This window comes from Microcoleus sp. B3-A4 (assembly GCF_036705385.1).
Classification (GTDB): Bacteria; Cyanobacteriota; Cyanobacteriia; order Cyanobacteriales; family Microcoleaceae; genus Microcoleus.
This window is the reverse complement of sequence record NZ_JAUBUI010000001.1, coordinates 43,082-53,830: the sequence shown is the minus strand read 5'-3', so window position 1 is coordinate 53,830 and position 10,749 is coordinate 43,082. Positions and strand designations below refer to the sequence as shown.

Sequence of the window (10,749 nt, the reverse complement as noted above, 5' to 3'; positions counted from 1 at the left end):
ACTTGTACCACCCGAGCTACTTGTACCACCCGAGCTACTTGTGCTACCACCACCCACTACACTAACAGTGCTTCCGCTGCTGCCCGTACCAGGTTTTTGTTTGGCCTTTTCTTGGTCTAATTCTACATCACTGATGTTATTGATTTCTAAAACAACTTGCCCTTCGTTATCTTCTATGTATGTATCAAAAAAGAAGCCGGAGAGGGTTGTTTTTTGTTTGACTTCAAAAATAACTTCATCTTTGAAGCCATTTAAGGAACACCAACTTTCGCTAAGTTCAATTTCTGTCAACTTGGAGATAAATTTTCCCCCTTCAATCAACAGTAACGCCCAAGGTTCTAATTGGAAATTTTTTGCTTCTGCTCCATAAGTGGCATTGCTTTCCCGAATCTTGACGCGATAGTTCCCAGCAGCTAACTCGATAGAATTAGCATTTGCTTTTTTAAGAGTTGAGAGATAATTGCCATCAAGGGAATAGCAGTTTCTCTTGCTATCAACGGTTAAAGTTTGGGGATTAAACTGTTGATTGCCCGTGATGGAAACAGTGACTTCTCCTTGATTATCAGCACTATAGGTATCAAAGAATAAAGCACAGACTACAGCTTTTTCTTTGATATCTAACTGCAATTTGTCGTTATAGCCGTTTAAAGTTGCCCAAGTTCCACCTGTCTCAACACCTGTCTTTGTGTTGATAAAGGTACTGCCATCAAGTCCATAAATCCAGAGAAATACAAAAGGCTCACCGACGGTATTGTCGGCACTATAACTGTAGCTACCACTGGTAATTTGGATATCAAAAGTTCCTTTGTCTAATGTCAGAGACTTAGCAACATTTTGTTGCAAGCTATTCATCTGAGCGGTATTGATAACGTAACAGTTTTCTTTGGTATCAATCGTTAACAGTTTCATAGTTTCCTCACCCTTTGTAGTTGTTGTTTGTGGAGCTTGTGTAGTTTCAGTGTTAACTTTTGAAGTGATGATTTCGCTCACTTCTGCTGCTGGTTGATAAACCGCAATTCCTGCCCAACGACCGCTAGGCTTGGTTTGAGCCACTAATGTGCCTTTACCTGTCTTGGTATTAATGCGGATTAATTGACCGTCTTTTCCCAAGTTAAAAAATCTGCCGGTAACGCCATAAAGGACATTACCAACAAATTCCATACTGCCAATACCAGGAAATCCAGTATCACCAATAGTTTTAACTTCGCTAGTATCGAGATTGCATCTAGCAAGTAATTTCTTTTTTTGGTAGCCAATTAATGTGATATATGCTATGCCATGGCTATCAAAGGCAACTTCGCCACAGTTGTAGTCTTTATTAGCTACGGTAGCTACTGGTGTACCTTTTCCTGTTTTGATATCAAGGGCAATCAGTTGTTTAGCTGTGCTGGCATAAAGGGTTTGACGTTGGGCATTATAAGCCAAGCCTGCTGTAGCAAAGCCCGTATCCCCAATGACAATCGTATCGCCCGTTTTGATGTCAATTTTTACGAGCTGCGTTGTGCCGCCTTCTTGCTCAATGCCATAGAGTTGTGAATCAACAAAGGCAATATCATACACTTCTGTAATGATCTCACCGATGAATGTTGCTTTACCTGTGGCTAAATCAAGAGTATACAGTTTACTTAACTGATTTGAGACACAATCCTGGATATAAACTGTGCCTGGAACGATAGCTAAATCCACAGAAGGTATATTGCTTGCTTGATTACTCATCTTTATCTTTTGAACTTGCCCAGCGATCGCTCTCTCTGGCCAGCAATACTGGTACAGGATGCGACAACTGAGCCGTCTGAGCTTGTTTGAGCATATCTCCGAGTTGAGTGGTGCTGAGATCGTCGTAGGCTCGCGCCTGCGCCAAAAACTCGTCTACATTCAGTTTTTGGTAATCACTTAATGTGATATCTGCTATTAGACTTGTTTTGCCAAACAGTTAAGAAATCATAATCGAGGTTGCTGATGACGGTATTTCCCTTAATGCTGATAAACTCAGCATCTGCTAGAATTGGTCGCAACTTTGACCGCTCCGGGGATGACTATTAGTCTATCTAGAAGGGTAGATAATTTTTTTTTTAGTAATAAAGCGTAACATCTCTCTGTATCCGCTCAATAATCCGGGGTAAATCGCTCAACGATGCACCTCAAATGACGCAAAATCGTTCCTGAGTGGGTACTCCGCCCCGAATTATTGAGCGGATACATCTTTCTCATCTTTCAGTGGTGCGAAGTCAGCAGCAACGAGCATTTTATCGAGTTCGTACTCGCTCCCTGCCATAGAGTTGTGAATCAACAAAGGCAATATCATACACTTGTGTAATCATCTCACCGATGAATGTTGCTTTACCTGTGGCTAAATCAAGAGTATACAGTTTACTTAACTGATTCCAGACACAATCTTGGATATAAACTGTGCCTGGAACGATAGCTAAATCCAAAGAAGGTACATTGCTTGCCTCATTACTCATCTCTTTCTGTTTTTATTACAGAAAAAAGCAGATGAAAGTAATAGTGCGGTTGGTCATGAGTTATTTCAACTGAAGTTCGGAAAATACTCGGCTACCAACCACAGCCACCAGCAAGGGGGATATCAAGTGATGAGATATGCACTTGGAGCTACTGGGCTACCTAGCACACAGTTCTTTATTAATACATCACTAGCTTTTTTAGCAGTGGGCGGGGAGAGAATCGAACTCTCATACCTTTCGGTGTCAGATTTTGAGTCTGATGCGTCTACCAATTTCGCCACCCGCCCTTTTTCGTTTCACCATCATAACACACCGATCGATTTCCTGCAAGCAAAGATTCATAATCTTTTGAACTTGCCCAGCGATCGATCTCTCTGGCACGCAATACTGGTACAGGATGGGACAACTGAGCCGTCTGAGCTTGTTTGAGCATATCTCCGAGTTGAGTGCTGCTGAGGTCGTCGTAGGCCCGGGCCTGCGCCAAAAACGCATCGACATTCAGTTTGGGAGCTAAAGTCGGCGAACCTCCGGCCAGCTTCATCAGCACCGATGCTACCACTCTTGGGTCTTGGGTGGCGAGCAAGGCGGCGCGATCGCACGTAAATTCGGCACACCGCAACCATTCCAACATTTGCGCCTGCAAACCCTGCGCCAGCACGGTTCCCACAGGCGAAATTTGACCGGCCGCCAACACAATTAAATTAGCCAGAGTCAGGTAAACTCCATGCTCGCACTTCAAATGCCCCAACTCGTGAGCGATTACGGCCTTAACTTCCTCATCTGTGAGCAAATCAATCAGAGAAGTGTGCATCACCACAAAAGGCTGTTTTCCCCGCATCGCAAAGGTGTAAGCATTCGGCATCGGATGCTGGCGGACATAAAGCTGTGGCACCTCCAAATCCAGAGTTTTGCACGCATCGACCAGCAATTGATGCAGGTGGGGCAATTGATTTTCGCCGACTTGGACGCTGGAAGCCAGATTTTCCAGCATGAAAAACTGTTCGCCAAGTTGTCCCAGCAACTGCCGCACGATCAAATCCAGGCCGGGCAGTTGTTTAAGAGCGCTGGTGGCTTCCAAGTCTAGCGGGTGGCGAAACTGGTCTGCTTTTAAACCGATGAGCGGTATGTTCGACATTGTAGTGATTATTCATTAGTCAACAGTTAACAGTCAACGGTCAACCGTCAACAGTTAACCGTCAACAGTCAACAGTCAACGGTTAACTGACTAATTAACAGTTTAAACCCGATCGCACGGGATTGACAGGAGCCTCAGCAGTCGCCGGGTCTGTACCCTCTTTGACCCGTCGCAACTTAGCTCCCAATTTTTGCAGTTTCACCTCTAACTGCTCGTAGCCGCGGTCTAAATGCTGCAAGCTGCTGATGGTGGTGACACCATCGGCTGCAAGTCCCGCTAGCACTAACGCCGCCGAAGCCCGCAAATCTGTTGCCACTACAGGCGCGCCCGACAGCCGCGACACTCCCCGCACAATCGCGACATTGCCTTTAAGGCGAATGTCGGCGCCCATGCGGTTGAGCTCTGCTACGTGGCGCAAGCGATTCTCAAACACGGTTTCTTTGATCAAGCTGTCGCCTTCGCTCAGCGTCAGCAAAGCCATAAACTGAGCTTGCATATCTGTGGGGAAACCGGGATAAGGCAGAGTTTCGATGTCTGTGGCCGAGTGAGTTTGGCCGGGAACTATCCGCAAAATGTCGGGGGATTCTGCAATAATTTTCGCCCCAATTGTCTGCAATTTGGCAATGACTGCGGTCAGGTGGTCAGGAATTACCGGCGACAAACTGATTTCCGAGTGAGTGATAGCTCCGGCTACTAAAAATGTTCCGGCTTCAATGCGATCGGGAATAATTGAATAGTCTACCGCGTGCAGCTTGGGAACTCCCGAAATGACGATCGTATTCGTGCCAGCCCCTTGAATTTTTGCTCCCATAGCGCGGCAGAAATTCGCCAAATCTGCAACTTCCGGCTCTTGAGCCGCATTTTCAATCACGGTTTCTCCTTCAGCCAGAGTCGCCGCCATCATCAAAGTTTCAGTTGCGCCGACGCTGGGGTAGTCCAAATAAATTTTGGCTCCTTTCAGGCGGCGGTTTGGCCCTTTGACGTAAGCGTGAACAGTGCCGTGGTCGATGTGGACTTCGGCCCCGAGCGCTTGCAGACCCCGAACGTGGAGTTCAACGGGTCGGGCACCGATGGCGCACCCACCCGGCAAGGGCACTTTGGCAAATCCCAAACGCGCTACCAGCGGCCCGATGATGAAGAAGCTCGCCCGCAGTTGGCTGACTAATTCGTAGGGGGCTTGAGCGTCTATGAGGTGGCTGGCGTTGATGTCTAAAACGTCCCCGTTTTGCTGTAATTTGACTCCTACAGCCGAGAGAATTTGCCCCATGCGGGCGACATCGACTAGACCAGGAACGTTGCGGAGACGGCAATCCTCTGGGCATAGCAGGGCTCCTGCCATGACTACTAAGGCCGAGTTTTTGGCGCCGCTGATTTTGACGTGTCCTTTAAGGGGTTCGCGACCCCAAATTTGTAATACTTGTTGTTCGTCGCTTTCAGGGGAAGCTGGCAGGTTAGATGAGTTCTGAGCTGGTGTAATGGGTTTGCCCTCCATAATGCGCTTCGTTACTTTATACATTATTAATTTTGGTTCGATTTTACCGGAAAGTTTTTATATGTCTAGGGGTAACATTAGGAATTCCCGGAATTATATTTGCTACTACTCATACGCCGCAAGGTTTTCAGGTTTACTCGCACAAATAATGTCGATCGAGTCTCCGAGAGTTATCTGTATCAAAATTTACGTTAATTTGTAGCGCTCGCTCAGAGCGCAGATGTTGTAACTTTGTCAACGATCTTTTTAAGTAAAAGCGGACTCGGTTGTTGACCGAAAATTTGGGTACAAGCCCCTTCTTCAGCGGACGGCTTTAATTGTATTTCTTGAAAAAGCATCTGGACGTTTGCTCACAGCTCTGGTATAATTAGGTATGAGGATAGAGCAAATGTTTCATTTAACCTACGAATTTAAACTCAAGCCAACGACAAGACAAATAGAAATATTTGAAAATTGGCTAGAACAATGCCGTCGCGTTTATAATTACGCATTGGCAGAGCGTAAGCATTGGTTTCAGTCTCGTAGTTGTCAAATTAACGCTTGCTCTATCCGGTCTGAATTTATCATTGGGGCCGAAACGAAGCGACCCACTTATGCGAGCCAATGCAAAAGCTTAACTACAGCTAGAGCAAATATACCTGCTTTGTCTGCCGTTGCCGTACACGTCCTACAGCAGACATTAAAAAGACTTGAAAAAGCTTTCGTGAGTATGTGGGAGCAAAAACATGGTTTTCCCCGCTTCAAAAAAGCCGGGAATATGCGCTCGTTTGTGTTCCCACAATTGGGGGTTGAGCTGGTTCAGAATCAAGCGGTCAAGCTCCCTAAAATTGGTTTAGTCAAGTTTCACCAATCACGTCCTATTCCTGATGGCGCAACGATTAAGCAAGCAAGGGTAGTTCGTAGGGTTAGCGGTTGGTACGTGATGTTAACCCTACAATGGGACGTTTCAGTGCCCGATCTAATGCCTCACGGTGAAGGTATCGGTATCGATATTGGATTAACTAATTTCATAGCAACTTCTAACGGTCTTTTAGTCAAACGCCAAAAGTTTTTCATAGATGCAGAACGCAAGCTTAAATTGCTGCAAAAAAGTGTAAGTAGAAAAAAAATAGGCTCGAACAATTGGCGTAAAGCTCAGAAGAAAGTCGCTTTATTGCATGAGTACGTTACTAACTGTCGAAAAGAGTGGCATCGTAAATTATCTCATCAAATCAGTAAAGATGTGGGGATGATTTTCGTTGAGGATCTGAATCTAATCATGCTCTCTAGGGGAATGTTAGGGAAACATTGCCTAGACGCATCTTGGGGACAATTCTTCAGGATTCTAGAGCAGACTTGTCTGAAATATGGCGTGTACTTTCAGAAGGTAAACGCCAATAAAACAAGCCAAACTTGTCCCAACTGTCTAACAGAAACTGGTAAGAAGCAGCTCTCAGAACGTACTCATTCATGCTCAAATTGTGCCTATACGACAGATAGAGATGTTGCAGCAGCTCAAGTAGTTCTAATTAGAGGACTTGCAGCCGTAGGGCATACGGTCAAGATGCTTTCTGAGGGTAAATTCGTCGGAATCCCTGCGAAGAAAGAATCCCCATGCCTTTAGGCTGGGGTATGTCAAAAAGGTGTAAGATATCGGTTCGATCGACAATGCCAGAAAGTTAACACATTGTCGATCGCCCCATTGCCTGTGCTACCCTGTGACAACAACCTAGAGCCAAAGCTACTCCTAGCATATGGTTCACATTAAACGGATCGAACTGACTAACTTTAAATCTTTTGGCGGCACGACGGCCATTCCCGTGCTGCCCGGTTTTACTGTGGTTTCCGGGCCCAACGGTTCTGGGAAGTCCAACATCCTCGACGCTTTGTTGTTTTGTCTCGGACTTTCGAGTTCTAAGGGAATGCGGGCTGAACGTTTGCCGGATTTGGTCAACAGCGCCCAAAACAAACGCGGTACGATCGAAGCTAGCGTGACTGCGACTTTTGCGCTGGAAGATGTGGGGGAGGAATGGTTCGCCCAGGATGAAGATGAGGATGAAAATGCAGCAGATGAGTTATCTGTTGCAGCAGAAGAAGTCGAAGGGATAGAAACTGCCCAAACTCAAGACAACAACGGACAATCATCTTCTGTCAATCAAGAATCGCCTCTATCTGTTGAAGAAGCCGAAGGGATAGAAACTGCCGAAACTCAAGACAATAACGGGAAATCATCTCCTGTCAATCGAAAATCCAAAATCCAAAATCCAAAATCGGATGAGTTATCTGTTGAAGACGTAGAAGAGATTGAAATCGCAGCAACTCAAGACAACAACGGACAACTACTCGCTACCAATCCAAAATCCAAAATCCAAAATCCAAAATCGGATGAGTGGAGTGTGACGCGCAAACTTCGGGTAACTCGCCAAGGTACTTACACTTCAACTTATTACATTAACGGTCAACCTTGCACGCTGACTCAACTTCACGAACAACTCAACCGCTTGCGAATTTATCCCGAAGGCTATAACGTCGTCCTGCAAGGAGACGTGACGAGCATTATTTCGATGAATTCTAAGGAACGCAGAGAAATCATTGACGAATTGGCTGGGGTGGCTCAGTTCGATCGCAAAATCTCCTTAGCTAGGCAGAAGTTGGATGAAGTTAAGGAGGTGGAAGAACGCAGCAGTATTGTGGAAAAAGAGCTGATTTCTCAGCGCGATAGACTTGCTTCCGATCGCACAAAAGCGGAAAAATATCAAAAATTGCGGGCGGAATTTCAAGAAAAGTCGCAGTGGGAAATTGTGCTGAAATTCCGGCAATTGCAGCAGCAAGAATGGAAACTGCGAGAACAAATCGAAACGGGCGATCGCACTTCTGCATCTCTCACCGAACAACTGCAAGCAATTAGCACCCAAATTCAAGAAGCAACCGCCGAACTTGACGCGCTGAATGCCCGCGTTAAAGCTTTGGGAGAGTCAGAATTGTTGGCTTTGCAAGCGACGATTGCCACTCAGGAAGCGGAACGGCGGCAACTGCAAAACCGCAAACAGGATTTGGAAAAAACTGCTGGGCAAATGGCGGCTAGTATAGCACAAACCGAGGAAGAAGTTCGGCAATTTAAGCAAAGTTTGGAGCAAATTGAGATTGAAATATCTTATGTTAAGTCTCAGCAGGGGAGTTTTCAGGAACAGCGGGATGCAGCCCAGCAAAGTTTAGATGAAAGTCGGGAAGTTGCCAATGCGATCGCCTCGACTGCCGAAGTTTGGGTGCAGCAGCAAACGGAACTGCACCGCCAAATCGAAACAATTCAACAAACTTTGGAACCGCAGCGTACAGAACAAGCTACCATTGGCGAAAGAGCCGATCGCCTGCAAAGTCAAATTCAAGAACAAAACCAATCGCTGCAAGTATTGGAACAGGAAATTGCAGCGAAAAAAGAGCAGCAATCTCGCCTTGGGGAAACCAAAGGCGTTGCATCTTTGCAAGTAGAATCGCTGAATCAGATTTTAGTCGAAGCCGAACAAGAATTGCAACTGCAACAGGAAACTCAAACTCGTTTGTTGGAAGAACAGCGGGAAAGACAGCGCAAATTAGACAAACTAGAAGTGCAGTTTCAAGCACTGCAAGAAGCGACGGGAACGTTTACGGCAAAAATTGTCGCGCAAAGCGGAATTGGCGGAGTTTGCGGCTTGGTGGCTCAACTGGGCAGGGTGGAACCGCGCTATCAGTTAGCGCTGGAAATTGCGGCGGGCGGGCGCATGGGAAATATGGTGGTGGAAGATGACAGCGTGGCTGCTGCGGCGATCGAATTGTTGAAACAAAAACGGGCGGGAAGGATGACGTTTTTGCCTTTGAATAAGATTAGGGGCGGCAGGTATTCGGTAAATGAAAATTTGCGACGCGCGGCTGGGTTTGTGGATGCTGCTGTTAATTTGATAGATTGCGATTCGCGGTATCAGGAAATTTTTGCTTACGTTTTTGGCAGTACGGTTGTGTTTAGCAACCTCAGCGACGCCCGCCGCTATTTGGGACAGTACCGGATTGTCACTTTGGACGGGGAAATTTTGGAAACTAGCGGGGCGATGACTGGGGGAAGTTCTACTAATAGATCTACCTTACATTTTGGCACGGTTGAGGCTAGTGAGGCTGCTAGTGAAGCCAGGACGATCGCATCTCTACAAGAACGTCTTGAGGAAATTGAGCGGATTTTGGAAAGGTGCAAAGTTGCGATTGATCGCGCTGCTGTTGCAGTCAAAACTCGCAGCCAAGAATTGATGGAAGCAAAACAAAATTTGCGCGAAAATCAGTTGAGATTGGAACAGTTGGATTCAGAAATTAAGAATTTGCAAGCGCAACAGGAACAAGTGCGATCGCAAATTGCGAAAAATACACAGGAATTAACTAATTCGCGATCGAGATTGCAGTTGCTGGAACGAGAATTGCCCGCACAGGAAACTCAATTGCAGCAGTACCGGCAAACTTTGGCGCAGTTGGAAGAGTCGAACAGTCACAGCGAATGGCAGCAAATGCAATCGAGTTTGCGTGCTCTGGAAGCGCAACTACAAGAGCGAGAATTGGCTCTGAGAAACGTCCAGCAGCGCCTTGTAGACTTGGAAAATCAATTCGGGCGTTTGGAAGACAAAATTAAGGAAGGTAGCGATAAATTGCAGGAATGGCAAGTGCAGCAAAATGCGGGTGCGGATGCACTCGATCGCATTGTTTCGCAGCAGTTAGAACTCGATCGGCAAATTGCGGAAGCTAAGGCAGCTTTGGGGGAAATTGAGGAAAAATTGGGCGTGCAGAAGGGAGAGCGCGATCGGGCGGAATCTCAATTGCGAGAGCAGCATTTAGCCAAACAGCAGTTACAATGGCAGTTGCAAAAACTCCACGAAACCCAGCAAGAACGCCGGGAACAATTAGCCGCAGTCCGCACTCTATTGGAAGCGCAGCGGGCGGAAATGCCCGACCCCGTGCCGTCGATTCCTGAAAATGTCGAGAAAGCCAATTTGACGGAATTGCAACAGGAAGTAAAGGCGATCGCCAAACGCATTCAAGCTTTAGAACCTGTCAATATGCTAGCCTTGGAAGAGTACAACCGCACTCAAGAACGCCTTCAAGAATTAAGTCAAAAATTGACGACATTGGAAGGAGAACGCACTGAACTGCTGTTGAGAATCGAAAATTTTACCACACTCAGGCGGCGCGCTTTTAAAGAAGCTTTCGACGCGGTTAACGAGAACTTCCAGACTATCTTTGCGGAACTTTCCGAAGGCGATGGCTATCTCCAGCTAGATGACCAGGAAGACCCCTTCAGCAGTGGCTTGAATTTGGTGGCTCACCCGAAGGGCAAACCCGTACAGCGGCTGGCTTCCATGTCTGGAGGCGAAAAGTCGCTGACGGCGCTGAGTTTTATTTTTGCGCTGCAACGCTACCGCCCGTCTACGTTTTACGCTTTTGATGAAGTGGATATGTTTCTGGATGGGGCAAATGTGGAGCGATTGGCTAGAATGATAAAACGACAGTCTGAACAAGCCCAGTTTATTGTTGTGAGTTTGCGGCGACCTATGATTCAATCGGCTGAGCGTACAATTGGCGTTACTCAAGCGCGGGGAGCTTATACTCAAGTCATAGGACTGAAGTTGTAGTCCCGGAGTTTATGTTAACGCTCGTGTTGAGTG

At 46.5% G+C, this 10,749-nt stretch carries 6 protein-coding genes, 1 tRNA gene and 1 pseudogene; 2 read left to right on the top strand and 6 right to left on the bottom strand.

Going from position 1 to position 10,749, the window contains the following annotated elements; translation table 11 throughout:
* From QUB33_RS00215 to murA, 6 genes and pseudogenes are all read right to left on the bottom strand, one after another.
* A pseudogene (locus tag QUB33_RS00215) lies at positions 1 to 1,716 on the bottom strand (hypothetical protein); the annotation flags it as partial.
* Complete coding sequence (locus QUB33_RS00210) at positions 1,709 to 1,861, bottom strand: hypothetical protein (RefSeq protein ID WP_333345717.1); 153 nt, start codon at positions 1,859 to 1,861, stop codon at positions 1,709 to 1,711. The pseudogene QUB33_RS00215 and the gene QUB33_RS00210, both read right to left, overlap by 8 nt.
* Before the next feature lie 385 nt (positions 1,862 to 2,246).
* A complete protein-coding gene (locus QUB33_RS00205) occupies positions 2,247 to 2,465 on the bottom strand; it encodes a hypothetical protein (RefSeq protein ID WP_333345714.1) in 219 nt (72 codons plus the stop codon).
* 205 nt (positions 2,466 to 2,670) lie between these two features.
* Positions 2,671 to 2,752: transfer RNA gene (locus tag QUB33_RS00200), tRNA-Leu, on the bottom strand.
* On the bottom strand, positions 2,731 to 3,600 hold the full coding sequence (locus QUB33_RS00195; RefSeq protein ID WP_333345711.1) for a M48 family metallopeptidase: 870 nt from the start codon (positions 3,598 to 3,600) through the stop codon (positions 2,731 to 2,733). Before QUB33_RS00195 ends, QUB33_RS00200 begins: the two co-directional genes overlap by 22 nt.
* Positions 3,601 to 3,694: 94 nt before the next feature.
* Positions 3,695 to 5,116: a UDP-N-acetylglucosamine 1-carboxyvinyltransferase gene (murA, locus tag QUB33_RS00190; protein ID WP_333345708.1), complete on the bottom strand. Its 1,422-nt coding sequence runs from the start codon at positions 5,114 to 5,116 to the stop codon at positions 3,695 to 3,697.
* 364 nt (positions 5,117 to 5,480) lie between these two features.
* On the opposite strand from murA, the gene QUB33_RS00185 reads away from it, so the two are divergent.
* Both QUB33_RS00185 and smc read left to right on the top strand, forming a co-directional pair.
* On the top strand, positions 5,481 to 6,695 hold the full coding sequence (locus QUB33_RS00185; RefSeq protein WP_333345705.1) for a transposase: 1,215 nt from the start codon (positions 5,481 to 5,483) through the stop codon (positions 6,693 to 6,695).
* A 130-nt stretch (positions 6,696 to 6,825) separates the two neighbouring features.
* Positions 6,826 to 10,716 carry a chromosome segregation protein SMC gene (smc, locus tag QUB33_RS00180; RefSeq protein ID WP_333345702.1) on the top strand — a complete coding sequence of 1,297 codons (3,891 nt, stop codon included), beginning with the start codon at positions 6,826 to 6,828 and terminating at the stop codon, positions 10,714 to 10,716.
* The last annotated feature ends 33 nt before the right edge of the window (positions 10,717 to 10,749 follow it).